Genomic DNA, 25,658 nt, shown 5'->3' with positions numbered 1-25,658 from the left:
CAGTTAAGCCTGCGCGGCTCCCGGGACTGCCCGGGCGGCGAGCAGGGGCAGGATGTGGTCCGTCAGCAGTGGCGCCAGGTCCCGGGCCTGTCCGGCGCCGGAAGCCAGGACGTCCAGGTCCAGCCAGCGGATCTCGGCAATCTCAGCTGAAGGGTGTGCTGACCAGGTGCCCGGAGCGGTAAAGACGGTGGCTTCAATGTCAGTGGCGGCCTCGTTGGCTGCGTCGGCGATCCACACGCCCATCAACACCAGTTCGCGCGGGTCGATGGTGATGCCCACTTCTTCCTCAAGCTCCCGGGCTGCGGCCTGCACAGCTGTCTCGCCCGGTTCCGGCTTGCCGCCCGGGTGCATGAACATGGTGGTGCCGCGCTTCCGCACGGTCAGCAGGCGGCCGGTGTGGTCGAACACGCAGACGGCGGAAACCACGATGCGGTGTTTCATGCCGGTGCCTGCGTCCGCACCAGGTGTGAAGTCAGCAGCAGGTCCTTGCGCGGACCGGTGACATCCCAGCTGTAGCTGAAGTGGTCAGGGTCCTCCAAGGTGTAGGTCACCCGGTAGGTATCGGGATCACACCAGTGGCTGTCCAGGTTGGCTTCCGGCGTGAAGCTCATCCGGTGGAAGGGGCGGCCATCGGGGAAGAAGAAGTCCAGCGCGTCAGGGCGCCCGGTGGTCCGCAGCAGGTACTCGCGTGAGGCGGGGCCGGAAAAAGCAGGCCAGCGCATGGTGCCTTCCTCACGGAAGGCCAGGCCGTCGTCGTCCGTGGGGATGAAAAGGACGACGCCGGTAAAGGTTCCGCGGGTGCCCTCCGACCTGTCCAGCAGGTCGCGCTCCACCAGCCAGCGGCCCGGGTGGGTGTTGTGGCTTGTGGCGCCGGCCGGCTGGTTGCCCAGGAGGTAGGCGCGGAGGCTGGGCTCCGGGAAACGGGAGTTCAAGTGCCCTCGATTGGAATCGAACCAACGACACCGGCTTTAGGAGAGCCGTGCTCTATCCACTGAGCTACGAGGGCGGGCATCCGGTGGTTCGGCGGGGCCGGTCCGTCCGGACACGGTTACAAGCATACAAGGTGCCGGGCCGTACTACGCTCATGGCATGAGTCCAGCCCCCACTGCCGCTCCCGCCGCCGCCTTCATTCCGAACGTTGCGTCCACCCGGCAGTACATCGGTGCCTGGGCAATCCTGAGCGTGCTGCAGTATTTCGCCGCGGAGGCAGCCGTGGCCATGGCGTGGGCCGGACCCCGTCCATACGACCTGCGGACCGGATACATCAGTGACCTCGGTGCCCTCCACTGCGGGACGTTCTCAGGCCGGGACGTCTGCTCACCCCTGAACTGGCTGATGAATGCCTCGTTCGTGGTCCAGGGCCTTGGCCTGCTGGTGGGGGCGGTGATGCTGACATCCGGGCTGCTGCGCGTGGCCGCCCGCCCCGGGACCCGGGTCGGCTGGAGCCGCAGGGGGCCCTGGCTCGCGGCCGCCGCGGTCCGCCTGCTCACCGGAGCCGCCGGGGCAGGAACGGTGGTTGTGGGACTGGTCCCGGAGGACGCCGGCTCACCCTGGCATTATGCCGGCGCCGTCACGTACTTCGTGACGGGTGGTGCGGCCCTCCTGGTCCTGGGACTCCTGTGGCTCCGGAAGACCGGGATGGCGTGGTTCCTGGTGGCCTGCGGCGGCGTGTCACTGGCCGCGGTGGCAACCGGCGGGCTTACCCGCATGATGGTTCCCGAGCCCGGGACGCTGGAACGGCTCATGGGGTACCCCGTGACAGTGGGCATGGCCGCCGCCGGGCTGGTCATTGCACAGCGGGTGCACCGGCACCGGAAGGAACAGCGGGCGGCGGCTGCGGCGGCCCGGGTAACTGCCGGCTAGGTCTCGTTCCGTTTCCGGCTGTTCAGGAACACAGCCGCGGCCCCGGCCAGGAGGCTCAACACCAAAAGCACCCACCCCGCCACCGTGAGGCCGGACGCCAGGGCAACCTGGCCAGCGTCGGGACCTTCCGAGGCCATCATGGCGTCTACGGCCACGTTCCCCCACAACCGGACCACAACGAACAGCATGGGCAAGGCCCACAACGCCCAGCGCAGCCCCTTCCGTGCCACATTGGTCCCGATGAGCAGCAGCCACGTGAAGCCGAAGATCAGCGGGAAGAGGGTCCCCGCGGTCTTGTGGACGTAGTTCAGCTGGCCCAGGGCATCGCCGTCCATCGCTGCCTGCAGGCGGCCGATGTAGCCGGGCTCGAACCCGCCCACCAGCGAATCGGGCATGGCCAGGCCCTTGGTGAGCTGGGTGAGCTGGTCCAGGGTCAGCAGGTGCAGGTACCAGAACAGGAACAGGCTTGCCACCACGCCGGCAACCACAATCAGGTTGCTGTTGCCCTGAGCCTTCTGCGGCGTCCGCGCCGTGGTGGGGTTCACCACAGGTGGAAGGTGGTGCTGCGGCACAACCGCTTTGTCGCCGTGCTTCTTGATCCTCTGGGCAGGGGTTTTGGCCATGGCACCATTATCCCGCCCCATAAACTGAAGCCATGACCACTGGCCGACACAGCGCAGCTGTTCTTGATCCCGCACTGGACGACTACGAACTGGCGGCCGCGCTGGTCCGCGAAGCCGGGCAACTGGCGCTCCTCATGCGCATGGCCGGCCTGCAGTCGGAACAAAAGACCTCCGTCTCGGACGTGGTGACGGCGGCGGACCACGCCGCCGAGGCCTACGTGCTGGAGCAGCTCCAACGTTGCCGGCCGGATGACGGCATCCTGGGTGAGGAAGGCGCCTCCGTCCAGGGAACCAGCGGCCGTACCTGGGTGATCGACCCCGTGGACGGCACCTACAACTTCCTGCACGGATCCACCTACTGGTGTTCCGCCATTGCCCTGAAGGACCGCGATGATGTGCTGCTGGGCGCCGTCTTCCAGCCGGAGGAGGACAAACTGTGGCTCGGCGGCCGTGACCGGCCCGCCACCCTGAACGGTGGCCTCCTCACCGGTTTCAGCGACGACGGCGGCAAACGCAACGCCACCAGCGTCGCCGAGCTTGGGGCCGCCACCTACATCCACCCCACCTGGCTGATGGATCCCATGTGCGCCATGCCCTGGCACGCGGCCGCCACCTCCGCCGCGTCCCTCCGCATGCTGGGATCCGGGTCCTGCGACCTGGGCCGTGTCGCAGACGGGCAGCTGGGGTGCTGGTTCCAGCACAGCTGCCCGGAATGGGACTGGCTGCCGGGCAAGGCGATCGTCCGGGCGGCGGGGGGCGCCGTGGACACAGTCCGCGTCAACGGGCTGGAGTGGTTCCTGGCAGGAGGAACGACGGCGGTTCAGGAGTTGCGTGCAGCCCTTCAGTCAGGCTCGGTGGCCTGAGGCGGTTGCCGGCACTGGTTCACGGGTCAGCGGCAGTAATCCACAGGCTGGAAGGCGTTGTCGATCCCACCGCCTAGACTTGTATGCACCATGGATATGTTGTTTGACCCGTACTCTGACGGACCGTTCAAGGCCGCTCCTGCCGCCACCGCCCGCACCAGGACGGTGCCGGAAGGCGTTGCCACCACGGCCGGGCCCGGCGGAATGCCGGGCAGCCAGGCCGGCTGGCAGCAGAACAACGGGGACCGGCACGACCCGGACCGGAACAGCACGGACAGGCACGACGGCGGCCGGCACCAAGGCAGCCACCGCCCGGACGCTGCCCAGCTGCTGGAGGGGCTGAACCCCCAGCAGGAGGAAGCGGTCAAGCATGCCGGGCCGGCGCTGCTGATCGTCGCCGGTGCCGGATCCGGAAAGACCCGGGTGCTCAGCAACAGGATCGCGTACCTGATCGCCACCGGCCGTGCCCACCACGGCGAAATCCTGGCCATCACCTTCACCAACAAGGCCGCCGCGGAAATGCGGGAGCGCATTGAGGCGCTGGTGGGCGGACGCGCCAAGATCATGTGGATCTCCACGTTCCATTCCTCCTGCGTGCGGATCCTGCGGCAGGAAGCGGCCAACGTCGGCCTGAAATCCAATTTCTCCATCTACGACTCCGCCGACTCCCTGCGGCTGGTCACCCAGGTCTCCAAGGCCCTGGACCTGGACCCCAAAAAGTTTGCGCCCAAGGCCATCCAGCACAAGATCTCGGCGTTGAAGAACGAGCTCATCGACGCCGATTCCTTTGCCTCGACAGCCAATTACAACGACCCCTTCGAACATGCGGTCGCGGACGTTTACAAGGGCTACACCCAGCGCCTCCGGCAGGCCAACGCCATGGACTTCGACGACCTGATCGCCGAGACCGTCTACATGTTCCGTGCCTTCCCCGCGCTCGCCGAGTCATACCGCCGCCGGTTCCGCCACGTGCTGGTGGACGAATACCAGGACACCAACCACGCCCAGTACGCCTTGGTGCGGGAAATCGTGGGGGAGGGCCCGGGCGCGTCGGAACTCACCGTGGTGGGTGACTCGGACCAGTCCATCTACGCCTTCCGGGGGGCGGACATCCGGAACATCGTGGAGTTCGAAAAGGACTACCCGGAGGCCCGCACCATCAAGCTGGAGCAGAACTACCGCTCCACCCAAAACATCCTGAGCGCGGCGAACTCGGTCATCTCCCGCAACCCCAACCGTCCGGAAAAACGGTTGTGGACCGCCGAGGGCGAAGGCCACAAGATCATCGGCTACGTCGGCGAAAATGAACACGACGAAGCGCAGTTCATCGCCAAGGAGATCGACCGGCTCCAGGACGAGGAAAACCTGCGCCCCGGCGATGTTGCCATCTTCTACCGGACCAACGCCCAGTCCCGCTCCATCGAAGACGTCCTGGTGCGCGTGGGCCTGCCGTACAAGGTGGTGGGCGGCACCCGCTTCTACGAGCGGAAGGAAATCAAGGACGCCCTGGCGTACCTGCGCGTCCTGGTCAACCCGGATGACGACGTCAACCTCCGCCGTGTATTGAATGAGCCCAAACGCGGCATCGGCGACCGCGCCGAAGGCGCCGTCGCGGCCCTGGCCCAGCGTGAGCGAACGTCGTTCATGGAGGCGGCCCGCCGCGCCGACCAGGCGCCCGGCATGGCCACCCGGTCCGTCAACGCCGTCCTGGGCTTCGTGAAGATGCTGGACGACCTGGCCGAGGTTGCCTCCGGATCCGGAGCGGCCGCCGCCCTGGAAGCCGTCCTGGAACAGACGGGCTACCTTGCCGCGCTGCGATCCAGCACCGATCCGCAGGACGAGTCCCGCGTGGAGAACCTGGCTGAACTCGTGGCCGTAGTTCGCGAGTACGAGCAGGAGAACCCGGAAGGAAGCCTTGGCGCGTTCCTGGAACAGGTCTCCCTGGTAGCGGACGCCGACCAGATCCCGGATGCTCCCGGCGCGGACATCGACGCCGCCGTCGCCGAGGCCAAACGGCTGGGCGTGGTGACCCTCATGACCCTGCACACGGCCAAGGGCCTGGAATTCCCCGTGGTCTTCCTGACCGGCATGGAGCACGGCCTCTTCCCGCACCAGCGCTCCGCCACCGACCCCAAGGAACTGGCCGAGGAACGACGCCTGGCGTACGTGGGACTGACCCGTGCCCGCAAGCGGCTCTACGTGACCCGGTCCGAGGTGCGCAGCATGTGGGGCCAGAGCCAGTACAACCCCGCCAGCCAGTTCCTCGAGGAAATCCCGGCGGAGCTTCTGGAATGGAAGCGTGAAGGGACCAGCAGGCAGGCCGGCGGCTGGGGCGGCGGTTCCATCGGGTCCGGCCGGTACAGCGGGTCCTTCTGGGGCGCCGGCACTGCCCGTGGCGCGGCAGCGGACTCCTCGGCGGGATTCAACGCCGACGTTCCGGCGTTCATCGCCAAGAACCGGGTGCAGCCGCAAAAGGAAATCATCGCCGTCAGCGTGGGAGACAAGGTCAACCACACCAGCTTCGGCAACGGCACGGTCCTGGCGCTTGAAGGAGCGGGGGACAAGACCGTGGCCAAGGTGAAGTTCGACGTCGGCGAGAAGCGCCTGTTGCTGCGGTACGCGCCGCTGACCAAGCTCGACGCCTAAGCCGCCCCCGGCCGGGCATAATGGAGCCCATGCGACGGAATGTCTGGGGGATGCTCGCCGCCCTTCTCCTCCTCATTGCTGTCACCGCCACGGGATGCAGCGTGACCACCAAGGACCCCTCCTACGTTCCACCGGCCCCGCTGCCGCCCATGGAACAACTGGAAAAGGCGCCCTTGGCCGACGCCAAGACATACTCCAGCGGTGGCGGCGTCCTCTCCTTCATCACCGCGGACCGCACCATCGCCTGTTCATTGACGTCCGCGCGCGGGGACCACGTGAACCTGCCGTACCAGCAGAACCGCTACGGCGACGCTGCCAACAACAAGCTGCCCATTGTCCCGGTGGCCCACTGCGAGCTGGCCACCTATCAGCCTCCCCAACCCGGGGACGTTAGGGATGACTGCGCCGGAACCCACCTGGGCTACCTGGGCGGCGTGGCCCTGCTGGCCCCGGACAGTGCACGCTACGGCGAGTGCCGCTCCGGCGTCACGTCGATGGAAGCGGCCTACGGACCCAAGGGGACCAAGGCCGGCCCGCTGGCCCAGCTGCCTGTGCTTGCGGACGGTCAGAACCTCGAACGGAACGGGCTGCGCTGTTCCGCCTACAACGGCGGCGTGGCATGCGGAAACGTCTCCGCCGGCGTCGGATTCTTCATCTCCCCCGAACGTTACGAACTGGTCCCGGGCCCCGCCAAAAGCAGTGCATCCCCGCAGGCAGAGGGCCCAAAAACCCCGTAAATCCGCGGTTTTTCTACGCTCCATAGAATAGTGTGCTTACTCACATAAGAGGTAGTCTGGGACGGCCCGGTCCCTCCAAAGGACTAGAGTTCCCCATGGAGCATTACGCCGCGTGGCTCGTTTCCAGACAGGCCGCCGGTGCGTGCAATCCGCAGCCCGGTCATCGTCTTTTCGGATGGTGTCCGACTGTACAGAAACTACTTCGACGTAGAAGGACACTAAACCGTGGACCTGTTTGAATACCAGGCGCGCGATATGTTCGAGGCGCACGGTGTACCCGTGCTTGCCGGCATCGTGGCGTACACCCCAGAAGAAGCAAAGGCAGCCGCCGAGAAGATCGGCGGCGTAACCGTTGTCAAGGCACAGGTCAAGGTAGGCGGCCGCGGCAAGGCCGGCGGCGTCAAGGTGGCAAAGTCCGCCGACGAAGCGTTTGAGCACGCCACCAACATCCTGGGCATGGACATCAAGGGCCACACCGTTAACAAGGTGATGATTGCCCAGGGTGCGGACATCGCCGAGGAATACTACTTCTCCGTCCTGCTGGACCGGGCCAACCGCAACTACCTGGCCATGTGCTCGGTTGAGGGCGGCATGGAAATCGAACAGCTCGCCGTCGAACGCCCCGAAGCGCTGGCCAAGATTGCCATCGACCCCGCCGTGGGCATCGACCAGGCCAAGGCGGACGAGATCGTCGCAGCTGCAGGCTTCGCCGAGGAACTCCGCGGCCAGGTGGCAGGCGTCATCCTGAAGCTCTGGGACGTCTTCAAGAAGGAAGACGCCACCCTGGTGGAGGTCAACCCGCTGGTCAAGACCGGCAACGGTGACATCCTGGCCCTCGATGGCAAGGTTTCCCTCGACGAGAACGCCGACTTCCGCCACCCGAAGCACGCGCAGCTCGAGGACAAGGACGCAGCGGACCCGCTTGAGGCCAAGGCAAAGGCGCAGGACCTCAACTACGTCAAGCTCGACGGCGAAGTAGGCATCATCGGCAACGGCGCCGGCCTGGTCATGTCCACCCTCGACGTCGTGGCCTACGCCGGCGAGAACCACGGCAACGTCAAGCCCGCCAACTTCCTGGACATCGGCGGCGGAGCCTCCGCAGAGGTCATGGCCGCAGGCCTGGACGTCATCCTGGGTGACGAGCAGGTCAAGTCCGTGTTCGTCAACGTCTTCGGTGGCATCACCGCGTGCGACGCCGTCGCCAAGGGCATCGTTGGCGCGCTGGCCGAGCTGGGCCACTCCGCCAACAAGCCGCTGGTAGTCCGCCTTGACGGCAACAACGTCGAGGAAGGCCGCCGCATCCTCACCGAGGCCAACCACCCGCTGGTAACCCTGGCCGCCACCATGGACGAGGGCGCCGACAAGGCCGCCGAGCTCGCCAACGCAGCTAAGTAAAGGGACGCACCATGTCTATCTATCTGAACAAGGACTCCAAGGTCATCGTCCAGGGCATCACCGGCGGCGAAGGCACCAAGCACACCGCGCTGATGCTCAAGGCGGGCACCAACATCGTCGGCGGCGTCAACGCCCGCAAGGCCGGCACCACGGTCCTGCACGGCGACAAGGAAATCAACGTCTACGGCACCGTCAAGGAAGCCATGGCGGAAACCGGCGCCGACGTCTCCATCGTCTTCGTGCCGCCGGCATTCACCAAGAACGCCGTTGTGGAAGCCATCGAGGCCGGCATCGGCCTGGTCGTGGTCATCACCGAAGGCGTCCCCGTCCAGGACTCCGCCGAATTCTGGGCCCTGGCCCAGTCCAAGGTGGATGCCGACGGCAACCAGGTCACCCGCATCATCGGCCCGAACTGCCCCGGCATCATCACCCCCGGCGAAGCGCTCGTTGGCATCACCCCGGCCAACATCACCGGTAAGGGCCCCATCGGCCTGGTTTCCAAGTCGGGTACCCTGACCTACCAGATGATGTACGAACTGCGCGACCTGGGCTTCTCCACCGCCATCGGCATCGGCGGCGACCCCATCATCGGCACCACGCACATCGACGCCCTGGCCGCGTTCGAGGCTGACCCCGAGACCAAGGCCATCGTGATGATCGGCGAAATCGGCGGCGACGCCGAAGAGCGTGCAGCCGACTTCATCAAGGCCAACGTCACCAAGCCGGTCGTCGGCTATGTGGCCGGCTTCACCGCGCCCGAAGGCAAGACCATGGGCCACGCAGGTGCCATCGTCTCCGGTTCCGCCGGTACCGCCCAGGCCAAGAAAGAAGCCCTCGAGGCTGCCGGTGTCAAGGTCGGCAAGACGCCGTCCGAGACCGCCAAGCTGCTCCGTGAGGTCTGCGCAGCCCTCTAGCAGTCCTGCACAACGCGGGGCCACCCGGCCCGGTTCCCCTTTGGGGGCCGGCAGGGCGGCCCCGCGTTTGCTGTTTAACCCACCTGACCGTTTGACGCACGACGACGGCGGGCAGCGCGCGCCCGAGTGCGTCGAGTAATGTTGAGGAAGGAAAATCAGGGCGCCTTGCGCGCGCAGGCAGGGGATGACGGATGGCAGAGAAGCGACCGACCCTGGTCGACGCCGTCGTCGACAAGGTCCTTGAGCACATCCTCAGCGGAGAGATCAAGGCCGACGACGCCCTGCCGCCTGAAGCGGATATCGCCAAGGAGTCCGGTGTCAGCAGGCTGACGGCCCGCGAGGCGATGAAGGTATTGAAAGCGCAGGACGTGGTGTACGTCCGGCGCGGCCTGGGCACCTTCGTCAACCCGCCCGAGCGCTGGACCGGACTGGACGCCATCATGCGCGCAGCCTCCAGGGGAGTGGCCTCGGACCAGGTGGCACTCCGTTTGCTCGAGGTCCGCCGCATGGTGGAGACCGGCGCGGCCGAACTCGCTGCCTCCCGGCACCGGCCGGCTGACCTCGCCGCGCTGCAGGACAGCGTGGAGCAGATGGAAGCGGCCCACCATGCCGGCGACGTGGACGCGCTGACCGTGGCAGACATCGCCTTCCACGACACCGTTCTGCGCGCGTCCGGCAACCCGTTCGTGCCGGCCCTGCTGGGCCAGCTGTCCACCCTGCTCTACGCCATGCGGCGCGAAACCTCGGCGTTCCCCGACGTGCAGCGGCACGCCATCCACCACCACAAGATGGTCCTGGCCGCCATCGCCGCCGGAGACCCGGCCACCGCCCGCTCCACCATGGATGCACATATCACCCAGACTTTCGAGGATTACGAGCACTACCTTGCCGTGTCCAGCCGCAGCGGAGCCGCGGCCCGCTAGCCGCCTGTCCGGGCCCGTCCCATCGGGGTATTCCCTGTCAGCGGCATCCCCACCAGGCCGCGTCCGCAGCCGTGTTGACGCTCCCGTCCCCTGTGATTAGAATCTCATACAGACATCAGACATCTGATATCACCCCCAAAAAATGCCGCCAGCCAAAGGAGTCGTTATGCGCGCGCATTCCCTTTTCGAGGGTCCCCACACCACCCTGGGAGGCCTGCGATGACCTCCCGTGCTGCTGCCCCCGCTCTCAGCGAGCTGGGCGAGACCACCCTCCGCAAGGTTCGTCGGAGGCTCATGCCCCTGATCGTCCTCCTGTACTTCATTGCCTACCTGGACCGGAACAACGTTGGTTTCGCCAAGCTCGGCATGCAGGGGGACATCGGACTGACCGAGGCCGCCTACGGCCTGGGCGCCGGCATCTTCTTCCTCGGCTACGCACTGCTTGAGATCCCGTCGAACGGCGGCATGTACCGCTATGGCGCCCGCAAGTGGATCGCCCGCATCCTCATCAGCTGGGGCATCTTTGCCACCGCCATGTTCCTGGTGAACGGTGAAGCGACGTTCTACATCATCCGCTTCCTCCTCGGAGCCGCCGAGGCAGGCTTCTTCCCGGCCATCCTCTTCTACCTGACCCTGTGGTTCCCCGCGGCGCAGCGCGTGACGGTGCTGGGCATCTTCATCCTGGCCCAGCCCATCTCCAACGCCCTCGGCGCCCCGGTGTCCGGCATGCTCCTGAACCTGGAGGGCGTGGCAGGCCTGCACGGCTGGCAGTGGCTCTACATCCTGGAAGGCATTCCCGCCATCCTGTTGGGCATCATCACCCCCTTCGTCATGACGGACCGGCCCGAACACGCCAAGTGGCTCAAGCCGGAAGAGCGTGAGTGGCTCTCCAACACCATGAGCGCCGAACTGGCCCACAAGCAGAAGTCCGGCAACCACAACTTCCTTGCCGGATTGAAGGACCCCCGCACCATCGCATACTCGGCCCTGTACTTCGGCCTGGTATGCGGCATCTACGGCCTGGGCCTCTGGCTGCCCACCATCGTCAAGGCGCTGGGCAAGTTCGACTCGACCCAGGTGGGCTTCATCGTCTTTATCCCGTACGCCATCGCTGCCGTCTTCGTCTACTTCTGGAGCAAGCGCTCAGACCGCACCGGCAACCGGGTATGGCATGCCAGCATGAGCATGGTGCTCGCCGCCGTCGGCCTCCTGGGCGCAGGCTACCTGCTGCCGGTCAATGCCGTGCTCGCCATGGTGTTCCTGACCCTCGCGGCCATGGGCATCTACTCCGCCATCGCGCCGTTCCTTGCCATGCCCTCCGCAGCCCTCACCGGTGCTGCAGCCGCCGCCGGCCTCGCCATGGTCAACTCCCTTGGCAACCTGGGCGGCTTCGTGGCGCCCTACATCGTGGGCATCCTCAAGGACGCCACCGGAAACAGCCAGAGCGGGCTGGCCTTCCTGGCCGCCTGCCTCGCCGTGACCGCCGCCGCCACCTACCTTTACGCACGCAAGCGGCCGGAGGGTGTCTCCGCCCCCGGGGTCACAGTTCCTGCCGCCGAAACCCACTAGGACGCATCAATGACTACACAGCACACCTTCCCCGCAGAGCGCACCGCTGTCCTCACCGGGGCAGCATCTGCCCGCGGCATTGGCCGGGCAACCGCTGACCGGCTGGCCAGCGAGGGCTGGTCCATCGCCATCCTGGACATCAATGCCGAAGACGCGAAGGCCGCGGCTGCCGAAATCGGCTCCAGCCGTGCCGTCAAGGCCATCGGCGTGGGCGCCGACGTCTCCGACGAGGCATCGGTTGACCGCGCCATCACGGAAATTGAGGAGGCGCTTCCGCCCATCGTCGGACTGGTCAACCTGGCCGGAATCAGCTCACCCACCCCCTTCATGGAGACCACGGTGGCGGAATGGGACAAGGTCTTCGCCATCAACATGCGCGGCACCTTCCTTGTTTCCCAGCGGGTCCTCAGGGGCATGATCGAGCGCGAACTCGGGAGGATCGTCAGCATCTCCTCCATCTCGGCCCAGCGTGGCGGCGGCACCTACTCCAAGGTGGCCTACAGCGCCTCGAAAGCCGGCATCCTCGGTTTCACCCGTGCGCTGGCCCGTGAAGTGGGTGAACACAACATCACCGTGAACGCCATCGCCCCCGGTCCGATCGACACTGACATCATGGGCGGAACGTTGACGGACGAGCGCAAGGCCCAGATGTCCGAGGGCATCATGATGGGTCGGGTGGGAACCCGGGAGGAAGTGGCGGCGCTGATCGCATTCCTGCTCAGCGAGGACGCCGGCTACATTACTGCCGCCACCTACGACATCAACGGCGGCCTGCAGGTTTCCTGACCACCGGTTTCCGCTGGTGCAGTGCTGCCTGCCGGCCGTACGGCACCAGCGGGACGTGTCCGGGGACACCCCATCCCACGCGCTCCCGCACATTTTCCGGCTATAGGATTTCTACATGGCAACCAAGAACCAGGCCTCCGGCGGCGTGAGCAGGCAGGTCCTCGCCGACCACGTTTACGAAGCGCTTCTTGTTGCCCTGATGGACGGCCGGCTGGAGGCGGGAACCCCGGTCAGCATCGACGGGATGGCCAGGGAGCTGGACGTTTCCCCGACGCCGGTGCGCGAAGCGCTCGCCCGGCTGGAAGCGACCGGGATGGTGCGGAGGATGGCCCTGCGCGGCTACCGTGTGGCACCGCTGTTCTCCCCGGAAGAACTGGCCGACCTGATGGACGCCCGCCTGGTGATCGAACCGGCCAATGCCTTCATGGCCTGCAAGCATGCTGACCCGGAACTGACCGGGCAGCTGGAGCAGGCCATCGAGGACCTCAAGGCAGCCCCGCGCGGTCCATCCTTCACGGAGTTCCGCGCCTACTGGGAAGCCGATGAACGGTTCCACCGGCTCATCGCCGAGTCCGCTGACAACCAGTTCCTGCTGTCCGCATATAACGCCCTGGGCGGGCAGGTGCAGCGCTTCCGCTTCTTTGGCGGCCTGGGCGTGACCGATGCCGACTACGCCATTGCCGAGCACACCGAGATCCTCAAAGCCTTCGAGACCGGCGACGCCGATCTTGCCCGGCAGAAAATGATCGACCACATCGAAGGCGTCAAGCAGCGCTCGCAGCACGACAGCGAAGTGCGCAGCTAGCACGCACGCCCGTGGGCCCAATATGGCCCGACTTTTTCACCAACCTCCGCCCGGGAGGAACAGAGAGGCCCTTGACAGGGCCTCGAATAGCGTAGATCCTATAGGAAATGCGATTCTAAATTTGGAGTGACAATGCCGTACACCGCTGAAAACTGGCCCATCGCTGCTGCCCTGCTGCAGTTCCCGGGAACAAGGCCGGACGGGACCACCGCCCAGGAGGCCCCCGCCAGCGACTGGCAGCAGGTCTTTGAAGAAGTCGCAGACGCCGGCTTCAGCAACGCCGACCTCACCGACAGCTGGGTGCGGCCGGGCGATCTCTCAAGCGCCCGTCTGGACGAACTGAAGGCCGCGGCCAGTGCCGCCGGCCTCGGGCTTCCCTCCATCTCCGCCATCCGCCGCAGCGTGATTGAGGAAGGCAAGTGGGAGGAAAACCTGGCCTACACCCACCGGACCATCGACGCCGCTGCGCAGCTCGGTTGCGAGGTCGTCTCCATCGGCCTGCACCAGGCCATCACCCCGGAGCAGCAGAAACAGCTCTGGTTCTGGACCGTTGAAGGCCACAAGGACCCGGTAGCGGACAAGGAAACCTGGAACAACGCCGTCACCCGCATCCGGGAGGTCGGCAAGCACGCCGCTGAACTCGGCCTCCTGGTGTCCCTGGAGATGTACGAGGACACGTACCTCGGCACTGCTGACTCCTCCGTGCAGCTCGTCCAGGACATCGACCTGCCCAACGTTGGACTGAACCCCGACCTGGGCAACCTGATCCGCCTGCACCGCCCCATCGAAGACTGGCGCGAACTCGTGCACAAGACGCTGCCCTACTCCAACTACTGGCACGTCAAGAACTACATCCGCGACGAGGACCAGGCCCGGAACCACTACGTCGCCATGCCGGCGCCCATGGAATCCGGCCTCATCAGCTACCGCGAGGCCTTCCAGTTCGCCATCTCGGTGGGCTTCCAGGGCATCATCTGCACCGAGCACTACGGCGGCGACGGCCTGAGCGTCACCGCCGCCAACCAGGACTACCTGCGCCGCCAGGTCCTGCCCAAGCGCGATGGCTACACCCTGGGCACCAGCATGGTAGCGCAGGGCCGGCAGGCCCCGGCGGCTGTCCCCGCACGCTAAGCCACGGCAGGCTTCCCAACCGATCCAACCGGTTCAACGAGGAATCATGACAAAGATATTTGACGATCCAGCGCAGTTCGCAGACGACGCCATCGACGGTTTCGTGGCCGCCAACCGCAAGTATGTGGCGCGAGTCGACGGCGGCGTTGTCCGTTCCACCGAAACACCAGAGGGCCAGGTGGCAGTGGTCATTGGCGGCGGTTCCGGCCATTACCCCGCCTTCGCCGGCCTGGTGGGGGCAGGGCTCGCCGCCGGAAGCGCCTGCGGCAACATGTTCGCTTCCCCCTCCGCCGGGCAGGTGTACCGCGTGGCCAAGGCATCCCAGACCGGCGGCGGCGTCCTCCTGAGCTACGGCAACTACGCCGGCGATGTGCTCCACTTCGGCCAGGCCCAGGAGAAGCTGAACGCTGAGGGCATCGAAACCCGCACCGTCCTGGTGACTGACGACATCGCCAGCGCGCCCCTCGAGGAGATCGGCAAGCGCCGCGGCATCGCCGGCGACCTGACGGTCTTCAAGGTTGCCGGCGCGGCGGCAGAGGCCGGGCTGGACCTGGATGAGGTGGAGCGGCTTGCCATCAAGGCCAACCACCACACCCGTTCGCTGGGCGTGGCGTTCGCCGGCTGCACCCTCCCCGGAGCATCCGAGCCCCTCTTCACCGTGCCGGAAGGCATGATGTCCGTGGGACTGGGCATTCACGGCGAACCGGGGATTTCAGACCTGCCCCTGCCCAGTGCCAGTGAACTGGCCAAGCTGCTGGTGGACGGGCTTTTGAAGGACAAGCCGGAAACCGCAGGCCACCGGGTAGTGCCCATCCTCAACGGACTGGGAACAGTCAAGTACGACGAACTCTTCCTGTTGTTCGGCAAGATCGAGGCCCTGCTCACCGCTGCCGGACTCGAGATCGTTGAGCCGGAGTGCGGTGAACTGGTGACCAGCCTGGACATGTCCGGCCTGTCATTGACGCTGTTCTGGCTGGATGCGGAACTGGAGAAGTTCTGGGCCGCGCCGGCTGACACCCCCGCCTTCCGCAAGGGCAACCTGGCCCCGCGCCGGGCACGGGCCGTCGAGTCCCTGGCCGAGGCGGCCACGACGCCGGGGCTGGCAGCCACGCCGGCGTCCACCGCGCTGGCTGCCACGGCGGTGGGAGTGTTGAAGGAAGCCCGGTCCGTCGTCGTCGAACACGAGGAGGCACTCGGGAAGCTGGATGCCATCGCCGGGGACGGCGACCACGGCATCGGAATGCGCCGCGGAGTGGATGCTGCCGTTGCTGCCGCGGAGAAGTCCCATGCCGGCGGTGCCGGCCTGGAGGAAGTGCTTGCGGCGGCGGGGGAGCAGTGGGCCGAGCGTGCCGGCGGTACCTCCGGGGCCCTTTGGGGCGCGGCGGTCACCGCCGTCGGCAGGACCCTGGGCAGCAAGGACGCCTACACCGCGGCCGACGCAGCGGCGGCCGTCAATGCCCTCCGCGACGCCATTGTCACCTTGGGCAAGGCCGAGGCGGGAGACAAGACCATGGTGGACGCGCTCCTTCCGTTCGCCGAGACCTTCACCAAAGCAATTGACGACGGCGGCAGCCTGGCCGGCAGCCTTCGTGCGGCAGCGGAGGCCGCCGCCGAGGCCGCTGACGCGACTGCCGGACTCAGCCCCAGGAAAGGCCGGGCGCGCCCGTTGGCCGAGAAGAGCCTGGGCCACCCGGATCCCGGCGCCGTTTCGTTCGGCCTCATTGCCCGCAGGGTGGCCGAGTACGCCGCCACCATCGAAAGCCACTAAGGAGAATCGCATGACCGAACACACCCAGCAAGGCTGGCGCATCGTCGTCGGCAATGACGAAGCCGGCGTCGAATACAAGAACGCGCTGCGCGAGATGCTGGAGGCAGACCCCCGGGTCGCCTCGGTGGAGGACGTGGGCGTGGGCGCCGACGACGCTACTGCCTATCCGCACCTTGCTGTCGCCGCAGCCCGCAAGGTCGCAGCCGGAGAGGCGGACCGTGCCCTGCTGATCTGCGGAACCGGCCTCGGCGTGGCCATCTCGGCCAACAAGGTTCCCGGCATCCGGGCCGTCACAGCACACGACAGCTACTCAGTGGAGCGTTCCGTGCTGTCCAACAACGCCCAGGTGCTGACCATGGGCCAGCGCGTCATCGGCCTGGAACTGGCCAAGAAACTGGTGGGCGAGTGGCTTGACCACCGCTTCGATGAAGACTCCCCATCCGCGGCCAAAGTAGACGCAATCTCCTCCTACGAGGACGCGTCGGAAGGACTTGAAGACAAATGAGCAACCGCAACATCGCCGTCGTCGGCTCAGGCTATATGGGCGGCGGGATCGCCCAGGTCCTGGCACTCGCAGGAGCCCGCGTGGCACTCGCCGACGTCTCCGCTGAAATCGCGCAAAGCAACTACGAACGGCTCCTGAAGGAGTCCGACGAGTTCGTCGCCGCCGGCCTGTTCCCGGCCAACGCCACCGACCTGCTCAAGGAAAACCTCTGGGCAGCCAAGGACATCGAAGAAGCCGTGGCCGGCGCCGAGTACATCGAGGAGGCAGTGCCGGAGATCCTGGAGATCAAGCACGCCACCCTGGGCAGGATCAGCGCCGCCGCCCGCCCCGAGGCCATCATTGGTTCCAACACCTCCACCATTTCCATCGCCAAGCTGGCCGAGGTGGTGGACAACCCGGAGCGCTTCCTGGGCGTCCACTTCTCCAACCCGGCACCATTCATTCCCGGCGTGGAAGTCATCCCGCACGAGGGCACCTCCGAGGCCACCATCCAGGCGGCCCGCACCATCGTGGGGGAGACCGGCAAGGAAACAGCCACCGTCAAGGACGTGACCGGCTTCGTGCTCAACCGGCTCCAGTACGCCCTGTTCCACGAGGCAGCCCAAGTGGTGGAGGAAGGCATCGCCACCGCGGAGGACGTGGACACCCTGGTGCGCACCACCTTCGGCTTCCGGCTGCCGTTCTTCGGGCCGTTTGCGATTGCCGACATGGCGGGCCTGGACGTATATGCGTTCTGCTACAAGTCCCTCCAGACCGGGTTCCCGGAGCGGTTCGCCACCCCCAAGATCCTGCAGGAAAAGGTCGACGCCGGCCAGCTGGGCACCAAGACCGGTTCCGGCTTCCTTGACGTCCCCGCAGACCGGACCGCAGCCCTGGTTGCCTACCGGAACAAGGCGTACGTCGCCATGCAGAAGCTCATCGAAGAGCTGGGCCCTGCCCCGCTTTCCTGATCCGAAGGAACACCTCCATGACAGCATTTCCCACAGACCGCACGGTGATCGTTACCGGCGCTGTCTCCGAACGCGGCATCGGCCGGGCCGCCGCAGACTACCTGGCAGAGCGCGGCTGGAACATCGGCGTGATCGACATCGATGACGCCGCCACCAAGGCCGTGGCCAAGGAGCTGGCCGAAAAGTACGGAATCAAGGCCCACGGAGCAGGCGCAGACGTCAGCAACGAAGCGTCGGTCCGGGCGGCCATCGACGAGATCGAGGCCGAACTTCCGCAGCTGGTGGCCCTGGCCAACATCGCGGGCGTCAGCTCCCCGGTGCCGTACCTGGAACTGGACGCCGCCGAATGGGACCGGGTACTCAGCATCAACTTGAACGGCGTCCACTACGCCACCCGCCGTGCCGCCGAATCGATGGTCAAGAACCAGCTGGGCCGGATTGTGAACATTTCCTCCGTCTCCGCCCAGCGCGGTGGCGGAACCTTCAGCAAGACCCCGTACTCCGTGGCCAAGGCCGGCGTCATCGGCCTGACCCGCGCCACCGCCCGTGAACTGGGGGAGTACGACATCACTGTCAACGCCATCTCGCCCGGGCCGATCGACACCGACATCATGGGCGGCACCCTGAGCGAGGAACGCAAGGACGAGCTGGTCAAGGACCTGGTGGTGAACCGCGTGGGCAACACGCGCGACATCGCTGCCGCCATCCATTTCCTGATTGGCGAGGACGCCGGGTATATCTCCGGCCAGACGCTGAACGTCGACGGCGGACTGTACATGCACTGACGGGCTCCGTTTCCCTTCGCATCAAGAAGACCGGAGCCACCACCAACATGCGGGCCGCCGGCCCGCGGAAACCACCACGTCACCACTCGAAGGAGAGTGTTGTGTCCGAAACCACCGCAACATCCAAGGAACTTCTGGCCCGGCCGGTCCTGAAGTCCGCGATCTTCAAGGCGGCCCGCCGGCTCATGCCGATGCTGGTCATCCTGTACGTCGTTTCGTTCCTGGACCGCACCAACGTCGGCTTTGCCGAGGCGGCCCTCGGGGCGGACAAAGGAGTGTCCGCCGCAGCCTTCGCCCTGGGCGCCGGCATCTTCTTCATTGGCTATGCGATCTTCGAGATCCCCAGCAACCTGCTGCTCAAGAAGGTCGGCGCCAAGATCTGGCTGGCGCGCATCGCCATCACCTGGGGCATCGTTTCGGCGTGCTTCGCCTTCGTCCAGGGCGAGACCTCGTTCGTGATCCTGCGTTTCCTCCTCGGCGTGACCGAGGCCGGCCTGTTCCCCGGCGTGATCATGTACCTGGCCGAATGGTTCCCCAACAAGGTGCGCGTCCAGATGTTCGCCATCTTCTACCTGGCCCAGCCGTTCTCCCAGATGATCGGCAACCCCCTCTCCGGCTGGCTGATCAACATCGGCGACCAGGTGCCGGGCCTGCGCGGCTGGCAGGTCATGTTCTTCGTCGAGGGCCTGCTCGCAGTCCTGGCCGGCATCGCCGCCTTCTTCTTCCTGATCAACGGTCCTGAAAAGGCCAAGTTCCTCAGCCGGGAGGAGAAGTACGCGCTCAAGGAAGTCATGGCACTGGAAGACAACATCAAGGACCAGACCGGCCCCCGCGGCATCCTCGCCGCCATGCGCAACGGCCGGGTCTGGTACTTCACCGCCATCTACTTCTGCCTGCAGATCGCCGTCTACGGCGTGACGTTCTTCCTGCCGCAGCAGGTGTCGTCCCTGACCGGGCAGAAAGTGGGCCTCGCCGTCGGCCTGCTGATCGCGGTCCCGTGGTTCTTCGGCATCTTCTCCTGCTACTTCATCGGCCGGGCGGCTAACACCGTTGCCAAGCGGCGGAAGTTCGGCACCATCCTGTTTCTCTCCACCGGCCTGTGCATCTTCGGCTCGGCCTGGGCGGGAACCAACCACCAGCCGGTCCTGGGCATGATCTTCATAACCCTGGCAGTCTGCAGCTTCCTCGCCGTCGGTCCGGTGGTCTGGTCCTACCCAACCGCGTTCCTCGCCGGATCCGCAGCAGCTGCCGGCATCGGCCTGATCAACTCGCTGGGCAACCTGGGCGGCTTTGTGGCCCCGATCCTGCGGACCGCCGTCAACGAGGCCACGCACTCGCCCACCGGATCCATGGGTGTGTACGCCCTGGGCGTCCTGCCCTTCGTGGCCGCCGCAATGATGTACGCCACCAAGCGGTTCAAGAACAAGGCCGACGACCTGCTCGACTGAGCCCGTCACAACACATCGCAAGGAACTTCATGCGCACCTCCGGCAGCAGCACAGGCAACGGCACCGTCCACATCGGCGTCAGCACCAAAATGTACCTGGGTTACCAGGCAAGCCTGCGCTGGCTGTCGGAGGTGCGCTCCGTTGTGGACGAAAGGCCCGGGCTGGGTGCGCATTCCGCCAAGGACGCACCGGTCCGGGTCTTCATCATCCCTTCCTTCCCCGTCCTGGAGCCGGCCACACGGATCCTGGCCGGCTCACCCGTCCTGCTCGGCGCCCAGAACTGCGCCTGGGGGGACGGGCCCCTCACCGGGGAAGTCAGCCCCGGCATGCTGGCCGAACTGGGCGTCCAGCTCGTCGAGATCGGCCACGCGGAACGCCGCAGCCTGTTTGCCGAGGACGACGCCGTGGTGGCACGCAAGGTGCGTGCCGCCGTCGACAGTTCCCTTACCCCGCTGCTTTGCATCGGTGAGCCGGACAGGCTCGACGCCGGTGCTGCCGCCGACTTTTGCGTGCGGCAGGTCCACGCCGCTACTGGCGGCGACCCCAGCCTCCTAAGCTGCCTGGTCCTGGCCTACGAACCTGTATGGGCTATCGGTGCTCCTGCACCCGCCCCGCCGCAGCACATCAACTCCGTGTTGACCCTGCTCCGGGCCGCACTGGGCCCGGACTGCCCCCTGATCTATGGCGGCAGTGCCGGGCCAGGGCTGCTGCCGCAGCTTCCCGCAGCGGACGGACTCTTCCTGGGCCGTTTTGCGCACGACGCCGCCAACCTTGGCCGCGTGCTGGACGAAGCCCTCGCCCTGGCTCAGACCCGCGCCCCGGCCAGCAATTCCTCCAGCCGCTCGTAGCCCTCGCTCAGGCCGCCCTCCATCCCGGACTGGGCCATGCCGTCGCGCGCCTCCTGGCTTGGGTAGACGGAGTGGCCCCGCAACCGTGTCCTTCCGTTGCCCAGGTCCTCAAACGTCATGAAGTCCAGGCTGACCACATCCGGGTATCCGCCGAACTCAAAGGTCTGGATGGCGAATTCGTTGTCCCGGACGGTGTGGAAGAGGCCCTTGAACTCGTAGGCCACACCGTCCGGTCCTGTGTGCAGGTAGCGGTAGCTGCCGCCGGTGCGGAAATCGTAGTGGTCGATCTCCATTTTCAAGCCCCGCGGGCCCAGCCACTGGACAATCAGGTCCGGTTCTTTGTGGGCGCGGAACACGTCCGCCACCGGGAAATCAAACTCGCGCTCGTAATCGATGAAGGGGACGCCCTCAGGGACGCTGAGTTTCAGGGAATTGCTCATCATGACTCCTTGGAGGATTTGTCGCCGCTGTCCGCAGCGTTTGACCTAAGAACGGCGTCGAGGCTGCGGAACTGGCCTTCGCGGACCAACCGGTACCGGTCAATCCAGGCGGTCAGCTCCTCAAGCCGCGCCGGGTTCAGGTGGACGGGCCTGCGCTGTGCATCCCTGCTTCGGGTCACCAGCGCTGCCTGCTCGAGTACCTGGATGTGTTTCGAGACCGCCTGCTTGGAGATCTCGAACGGTTCTGCCAATTCGTTCACTGTTGCCGGGCCCCGGCTGAGCCGGGCGATGATGCTCCTCCGCACGGGATCTGCCAGGGCCATGAAGGCCGAGTCCAATGCCGCACTTTCAGGGTTCATTGCCTGCCCGTTTCTAATCAACCTCCAGGTTTATCAACCTTTAGGTTGTTTAACCATAAGGGTCCCAGGGTAACGATTCAAGACCCGCGTCTTCCGGGATTCCGGCTACGTGGAAAACAGTGCCCGGTGGCTGGTCCTTCGGCTTCGGCTGCGCGCAGTACGCACGGGAGAGTTGGCCGTCGCTAAAAAGTAGTTCCGGCACCCGCAATATTGGGACAGGGGCGCCCGGCAACTTTACTTGTAAGTATGTCAGTACAAACTTTTGACAGGACATTGGATCTAAGGCAAAGTAGTGCCTGTGGCCCGCGCCACGGCCTGCCAGTCCCGGAACTCCTGCCCCGCGAAGGATCCGCGTTCCACACCAGAAAGGTCCACGATTCCCGTGACCCACGAGCTTCTTACGATCGGGCGCATCAGCGTTGATATCTACCCGAACGACATCGGGGTTGGCCTGGAGGACGTTGATTCCTTCGGCAAATACCTTGGCGGTTCACCGTCCAACGTCGCGGTTGCCGCCGCCCGCCACGGACGCCGCACCGGGGTCATTACCCGGACCGGGGATGATCCGTTCGGCGCCTACCTGCACCGCGAGCTGCGCAAGTTCAACGTCGATGACGCCTTTGTTACCCCGGTGAAGGACTGGCCCACGGCGGTGACCTTCTGCGCGATCAGGCCGGCCACGGACGAGTTCCCGCTGTACTTCTACGGCCGGTTCCCCACGGCGCCGGACCTGCAGATCAAGGCTGAAGAGCTGGACCTGGACGCCATCCGTGAGGCCGGGATCTTTTGGTCCACGGTGACCGGCCTGTGCCAGGAGCCCTCGCGATCAGCGCACATTGCCGCGCATGAGGCGCGGCCGCGGACCGGGCTGGCTGAGGGCCAGTTCACCATCCTGGACCTGGATTACCGGCCGATGTTCTGGGCTTCCGAGGAGGAGGCCCGGGCCGAGGTTGCCAAGGTCCTGCCGCACGTCACGGTCGCGATCGGCAACGACAAGGAATGTGCCGTGGCAGTCGGCGAGGGGACTCCCGATGAGCAGGCGGACCGCCTGCTCGCTGCCGGCGTGGAAATCGCCGTCGTCAAGCTTGGCGCGGAAGGCGTGATGGCCAAGACCCGCACCGAACGCGTGGTCTCCGCGCCCGTCCCGGTGGAAACCCTCAACGGCTTGGGTGCCGGCGACTCCTTTGGCGGCGCCTTCTGCCACGGACTCCTCTCCGGCTGGCCGCTGGCACAGGTCCTGGACTACGCCAACGCCGCCGGCGCCATCGTCGCCTCACGCCTTTCCTGCGCCGACGCCATGCCGACGCCGGAGGAGGTCACCTCGCTGCTGGCCGAACGCGGCCGCGCGGTTCCGGGCGCCTCGATTCCCGAAGGAGCAGCACTGTGACCCTCACCTCTCTTGCTTCCAACAACGCTGTGGACGACGATCCGCGCCGCTATGAGCACCTGAGCACTATACGGCTGGAAGACCCTGGTGCCGTGGCCCGGGCGGCCAAGTCCCGCCGGCGCCACCCCGGCCTGAAGTCGGGGCGGCAGAACTTCATCGTCGCCGCCGACCACCCCGCCCGCGGCGCCCTTGCCGTCGGCAGCGACCCCGTGGCCATGGCTGACCGGCGTCAGCTGCTGGACCGGCTGCAGATCGCCCTGGCCAACCCCGCCGTCGACGGTGTCCTGGCGTCCCCGGACATCATGGACGACCTGCTGCTGCTGGGCGCCCTGGACGGCAAGCTGGTCTTCGGTTCCATGAACCGCGGCGGCCTCTCCGGGCTGGTCAACGAGTTCGATGACCGCTTCACCGGCCACACCGCCGCCGCTCTGGAGGCCCTGGGTGCTGACGGCGGCAAGATGCTCACCCGCATCTGCCTGGGCGACCCCGACACCGTGGCCACCCTGGAAGCGACCGCGAAGGCCATCGATTCGCTGGCGGAGCGCAAGCTGATTGCCATGGTGGAACCGTTCCTGTCGGTCCGGGAAAACGGCCGCGTCCGCAACGATCTGTCCACCAACGCCGTGATCAAGTCCATCGCCATCGCAGAGGGGCTGGGCTCCACCAGCGCCTACACCTGGATGAAGCTTCCCGTCGTGGCGGAGATGGAACGCGTCATGGCCGCCACCACCATGCCCACCGTCCTGCTGGGCGGAGACCCGGATGGGTCCCAGGACGAGGTCTTTGCGTCCTGGCAGGCGGCACTGGCGCTCCCGGGCGTCCAGGGCCTCACTGTTGGCCGGACGCTCCTGTACCCGGCCGACGGCGATGTTGCCGGTGCCGTGGCCACGGCCGCCTCACTGCTGAACCACACCACGGAAGTATCGGAGTAGCCTCCCCATGGACACAACAGGAACGCGCAGGATGACGGTGGCCCAGGCCGTCGTCGAATACCTGTCCAAGCAATACACCGTCGACAAGGTGGGCGGTGTGGACTACCGGGAGCGGCTCATCCCCGGCACGTTCGGTATCTTCGGGCACGGTAACGTTGCCGGTGTGGGGCAGGCCCTGAAGCAGTACCAGCAGCTGGACCCGGCCATCATGCCGTACTACCAGGGCCGGAACGAACAGGCCCAGGCGCACCAGGCCGTGGGGTATGCCCGGCATACCCGCCGCCGCCAGACCTTCGCCATCAGCACCTCGATCGGCCCGGGGTCCTCCAACCTGCTGACCGGTGCCGCTTTGGCCACGACGAACCGGCTGCCGGTGCTGCTGCTGCCCAGCGACACGTTCGCCACCCGCGCGGCAGACCCCGTGCTGCAGCAGCTCGAACAGCCCTACGCCTACGACATCACCGTTAATGACGCCTTCCGGCCACTGTCCAAGTTCTTCGACCGCGTCACCCGCCCGGAACAGCTGTTCTCCGCGTTCCACCACGGCCTGCGTGTCCTGACGGATCCGGCGGAGACCGGCGCCGTAACCATCTCGCTGCCTCAGGATGTCCAGGCCGAGGCGTTCGATGTCCCCGAGGAGTTCCTGGCCGAGCGGGAGTGGCGGATCCGCCGCCCCGACGCGGACGACGACGACATCGCCCGTGCCGCCGCGGCCATCCGTGCCGCGAAGCGCCCGCTGATCATCGCCGGCGGCGGCGTCCTCTACGCCTACGCCAACGACGAGCTCGCAAAGCTCGCCCAGCTGACTGGCATCCCGGTAGGCAACACCCAGGCCGGCGTCGGCGTCCTGCCCTGGGACCACCAGTTCAGCCTGGGTGCCATCGGCTCCACCGGTACGACGGCGGCCAACGCCATCGCTGCCGACGCCGACCTGATCATCGGCATCGGCACCCGCTACGAGGACTTCACCACCGCGTCACGCACAGCGTTCCAGAACCCGGACGTGCGCTTCATCAACATCAACGTTGCCCCGATCGACGCCTACAAGCACGGCACCACGCTGCCGATCGTCGCCGACGCCCGCAAGGCACTCGTCAAGCTCAACGCAGCACTGGGCGGCTACCGGGTAGGCGCCGACCTGGAGCAGAAGGTCGCCGCCGAGAAAAAGCGCTGGAACGCCACTGTGGACGAGGCCTTTGACACCCGCTACACCCCGCTGCCGGCACAGAACGAAATCATCGGCGCCGCCAACCGGGCCATGGACGCTGCGGATGTGGTGATTTGCGCGGCCGGGTCCCTGCCCGGGGACCTGCACAAGATGTGGCGTGTCCGGGACCCGTTCGGCTACCACGTCGAATATGCCTACTCCTGCATGGGCTACGAAATCCCCGGAGGCCTCGGGGTCAAGCGCGCAGCCCTGGCCGAAGCCGCGCGCGGCGGCGAGCAGCGGGACGTCGTGGTGATGGTGGGGGATGGCTCCTACCTGATGATGCACACCGAACTGGTCACCGCCGTCGCCGAACGCATCAAACTGATCGTGGTCCTGATCCAGAACCATGGATACGCCTCCATCGGCTCCCTGTCCGAATCCCTGGGCTCGCAGCGCTTCGGCACCCGCTACCGGGCCCTGGACGAAGAACAGCACAGCTTCGACGAAGGGGACACCCTGCCGGTGGACCTTGCCCTGAACGCCGAGTCCCTGGGCGTGAAGGTCATCCGGATCGAACCCGGCGAGAAAGTCATCGCCGAACTGGAACAGGCCATCCGCGACGCCAAGGCCGCCCCCGAGGGCAGCGGGCCCATCCTCATCCATGTCGAGTCCGACCCGCTCCTGGACGCACCATCCTCCGAGTCCTGGTGGGACGTCCCCGTCTCCCAGGTCTCCGAACTGGATTCCACCAAGCAGGCCTTCCATACCTACGTCGACCACAAGTCCCGCCAGCGCAAACTGCTCGGCTAACCCTCCTCCAGACACCACCCC

25 protein-coding genes and 1 tRNA gene are annotated in these 25,658 nt (G+C 66.3%); 20 read left to right on the top strand and 6 right to left on the bottom strand.

Going from position 1 to position 25,658, the window contains the following annotated elements; genetic code table 11:
• Positions 1-3 precede the first annotated feature (3 nt).
• The 3 genes from AC6JAM_RS04580 to AC6JAM_RS04570 all read right to left on the bottom strand — a co-directional run bounded on the left by AC6JAM_RS04580 (position 4) and on the right by AC6JAM_RS04570 (position 1,006).
• Positions 4-441, bottom strand: coding sequence for an NUDIX hydrolase (locus AC6JAM_RS04580; protein ID WP_142068542.1), 438 nt, complete (start codon positions 439-441; stop codon positions 4-6).
• Complete coding sequence (locus tag AC6JAM_RS04575) at positions 438-932, bottom strand: DUF6314 family protein (protein ID WP_497934160.1); 495 nt, start codon at positions 930-932, stop codon at positions 438-440. Before AC6JAM_RS04575 ends, AC6JAM_RS04580 begins: the two co-directional genes overlap by 4 nt.
• 1 nt (position 933) lies before the next feature.
• Positions 934-1,006: transfer RNA gene (locus AC6JAM_RS04570), tRNA-Arg, on the bottom strand.
• A gap of 83 nt (positions 1,007-1,089) precedes the next feature.
• Here AC6JAM_RS04570 and AC6JAM_RS04565 point away from each other — a divergent pair.
• A complete protein-coding gene (locus tag AC6JAM_RS04565; RefSeq protein WP_134165634.1) occupies positions 1,090-1,863 on the top strand; it encodes a DUF998 domain-containing protein in 774 nt (257 codons plus the stop codon).
• Here the strand turns inward: AC6JAM_RS04565 and AC6JAM_RS04560 are convergent.
• Complete coding sequence (locus AC6JAM_RS04560; RefSeq protein WP_497934159.1) at positions 1,860-2,486, bottom strand: hypothetical protein; 627 nt, start codon at positions 2,484-2,486, stop codon at positions 1,860-1,862. The genes AC6JAM_RS04565 and AC6JAM_RS04560 overlap by 4 nt on opposite strands.
• Before the next feature lie 32 nt (positions 2,487-2,518).
• Here AC6JAM_RS04560 and AC6JAM_RS04555 point away from each other — a divergent pair, with 32 nt between their 5' ends.
• The 16 genes from AC6JAM_RS04555 (at position 2,519) to AC6JAM_RS04480 (ending at position 20,559) form a co-directional block, all read left to right on the top strand.
• A complete protein-coding gene (locus tag AC6JAM_RS04555; protein ID WP_134165632.1) occupies positions 2,519-3,349 on the top strand; it encodes an inositol monophosphatase family protein in 831 nt (276 codons plus the stop codon).
• Positions 3,350-3,445: 96 nt separating this feature from the next.
• Entirely contained in the window at positions 3,446-5,995 is a 2,550-nt protein-coding gene (gene pcrA / locus AC6JAM_RS04550; RefSeq protein WP_497935909.1) for a DNA helicase PcrA, read from the top strand.
• 20 nt (positions 5,996-6,015) lie between these two features.
• Complete coding sequence (locus AC6JAM_RS04545; RefSeq protein ID WP_497934158.1) at positions 6,016-6,732, top strand: hypothetical protein; 717 nt, start codon at positions 6,016-6,018, stop codon at positions 6,730-6,732.
• Between the two features lie 225 nt (positions 6,733-6,957).
• Entirely contained in the window at positions 6,958-8,127 is a 1,170-nt protein-coding gene (gene sucC / locus AC6JAM_RS04540) for an ADP-forming succinate--CoA ligase subunit beta (RefSeq protein ID WP_018769571.1), read from the top strand.
• Between the two features lie 11 nt (positions 8,128-8,138).
• Positions 8,139-9,041 (top strand): succinate--CoA ligase subunit alpha, encoded by a 903-nt coding sequence (gene sucD, locus AC6JAM_RS04535; RefSeq protein ID WP_497934157.1) that lies wholly within the window; start codon positions 8,139-8,141, stop codon positions 9,039-9,041.
• A 191-nt stretch (positions 9,042-9,232) separates the two neighbouring features.
• Positions 9,233-9,964: a FadR/GntR family transcriptional regulator gene (locus AC6JAM_RS04530; RefSeq protein WP_018769573.1), complete on the top strand. Its 732-nt coding sequence runs from the start codon at positions 9,233-9,235 to the stop codon at positions 9,962-9,964.
• Positions 9,965-10,183: 219 nt separating this feature from the next.
• Positions 10,184-11,533, top strand: a complete 1,350-nt coding sequence (locus tag AC6JAM_RS04525; RefSeq protein ID WP_497934156.1) for an MFS transporter — start codon at positions 10,184-10,186, stop codon at positions 11,531-11,533.
• 9 nt (positions 11,534-11,542) lie between these two features.
• A complete protein-coding gene (locus AC6JAM_RS04520) occupies positions 11,543-12,319 on the top strand; it encodes an SDR family NAD(P)-dependent oxidoreductase (protein WP_018769575.1) in 777 nt (258 codons plus the stop codon).
• A 115-nt stretch (positions 12,320-12,434) separates the two neighbouring features.
• Positions 12,435-13,124 carry a GntR family transcriptional regulator gene (locus AC6JAM_RS04515; protein ID WP_018769576.1) on the top strand — a complete coding sequence of 230 codons (690 nt, stop codon included), beginning with the start codon at positions 12,435-12,437 and terminating at the stop codon, positions 13,122-13,124.
• 132 nt (positions 13,125-13,256) lie between these two features.
• Positions 13,257-14,255, top strand: a complete 999-nt coding sequence (locus AC6JAM_RS04510; RefSeq protein ID WP_497934154.1) for a sugar phosphate isomerase/epimerase family protein — start codon at positions 13,257-13,259, stop codon at positions 14,253-14,255.
• A gap of 46 nt (positions 14,256-14,301) precedes the next feature.
• The gene (gene dhaL, locus AC6JAM_RS04505) at positions 14,302-16,023 is read left to right on the top strand and encodes a dihydroxyacetone kinase subunit DhaL (protein WP_497934153.1); all 1,722 of its coding nucleotides are present in this window, start codon (positions 14,302-14,304) and stop codon (positions 16,021-16,023) included.
• 10 nt (positions 16,024-16,033) lie between these two features.
• Positions 16,034-16,528 carry a ribose-5-phosphate isomerase gene (locus tag AC6JAM_RS04500; protein WP_488315043.1) on the top strand — a complete coding sequence of 165 codons (495 nt, stop codon included), beginning with the start codon at positions 16,034-16,036 and terminating at the stop codon, positions 16,526-16,528.
• Complete coding sequence (locus AC6JAM_RS04495) at positions 16,525-17,478, top strand: 3-hydroxyacyl-CoA dehydrogenase family protein (protein WP_488315042.1); 954 nt, start codon at positions 16,525-16,527, stop codon at positions 17,476-17,478. The genes AC6JAM_RS04500 and AC6JAM_RS04495 overlap by 4 nt, the downstream gene beginning before the upstream one ends.
• Positions 17,479-17,495: 17 nt before the next feature.
• Complete coding sequence (locus tag AC6JAM_RS04490) at positions 17,496-18,263, top strand: SDR family NAD(P)-dependent oxidoreductase (RefSeq protein ID WP_497934152.1); 768 nt, start codon at positions 17,496-17,498, stop codon at positions 18,261-18,263.
• 101 nt (positions 18,264-18,364) lie between these two features.
• Positions 18,365-19,711 carry an MFS transporter gene (locus AC6JAM_RS04485; RefSeq protein WP_018769582.1) on the top strand — a complete coding sequence of 449 codons (1,347 nt, stop codon included), beginning with the start codon at positions 18,365-18,367 and terminating at the stop codon, positions 19,709-19,711.
• A 29-nt stretch (positions 19,712-19,740) separates the two neighbouring features.
• Entirely contained in the window at positions 19,741-20,559 is an 819-nt protein-coding gene (locus AC6JAM_RS04480) for a triose-phosphate isomerase family protein (RefSeq protein WP_497934151.1), read from the top strand.
• On the opposite strand, the gene AC6JAM_RS04475 is transcribed toward AC6JAM_RS04480, so the two are convergent.
• Together AC6JAM_RS04475 and AC6JAM_RS04470 are read right to left on the bottom strand one after the other, a co-directional pair.
• Positions 20,517-20,999 carry an SRPBCC family protein gene (locus tag AC6JAM_RS04475; protein WP_497934150.1) on the bottom strand — a complete coding sequence of 161 codons (483 nt, stop codon included), beginning with the start codon at positions 20,997-20,999 and terminating at the stop codon, positions 20,517-20,519. The genes AC6JAM_RS04480 and AC6JAM_RS04475 overlap by 43 nt on opposite strands.
• Positions 20,999-21,358, bottom strand: coding sequence for an ArsR/SmtB family transcription factor (locus AC6JAM_RS04470; protein ID WP_488315041.1), 360 nt, complete (start codon positions 21,356-21,358; stop codon positions 20,999-21,001). Before AC6JAM_RS04470 ends, AC6JAM_RS04475 begins: the two co-directional genes overlap by 1 nt.
• A gap of 382 nt (positions 21,359-21,740) precedes the next feature.
• Here AC6JAM_RS04470 and iolC point away from each other — a divergent pair, with 382 nt between their 5' ends.
• The 3 genes from iolC to iolD are packed head-to-tail and all read left to right on the top strand — an operon-like array spanning position 21,741 to position 25,637.
• A complete protein-coding gene (iolC, locus tag AC6JAM_RS04465; protein WP_497934149.1) occupies positions 21,741-22,745 on the top strand; it encodes a 5-dehydro-2-deoxygluconokinase in 1,005 nt (334 codons plus the stop codon).
• Positions 22,742-23,677 carry a Cgl0159 family (beta/alpha)8-fold protein gene (locus AC6JAM_RS04460; RefSeq protein ID WP_268002637.1) on the top strand — a complete coding sequence of 312 codons (936 nt, stop codon included), beginning with the start codon at positions 22,742-22,744 and terminating at the stop codon, positions 23,675-23,677. Before iolC ends, AC6JAM_RS04460 begins: the two co-directional genes overlap by 4 nt.
• Positions 23,678-23,708: 31 nt before the next feature.
• Positions 23,709-25,637: a 3D-(3,5/4)-trihydroxycyclohexane-1,2-dione acylhydrolase (decyclizing) gene (iolD, locus tag AC6JAM_RS04455; protein ID WP_268003350.1), complete on the top strand. Its 1,929-nt coding sequence runs from the start codon at positions 23,709-23,711 to the stop codon at positions 25,635-25,637.
• Positions 25,638-25,658: the final 21 nt, after the last annotated feature.

It is taken from the genome of Arthrobacter sp. GmRoot5-12 (assembly GCF_059739365.1).
The sequence above is the reverse complement of the archived record's forward strand: the minus strand, read 5'-3'. Positions and strand labels throughout refer to the sequence as shown.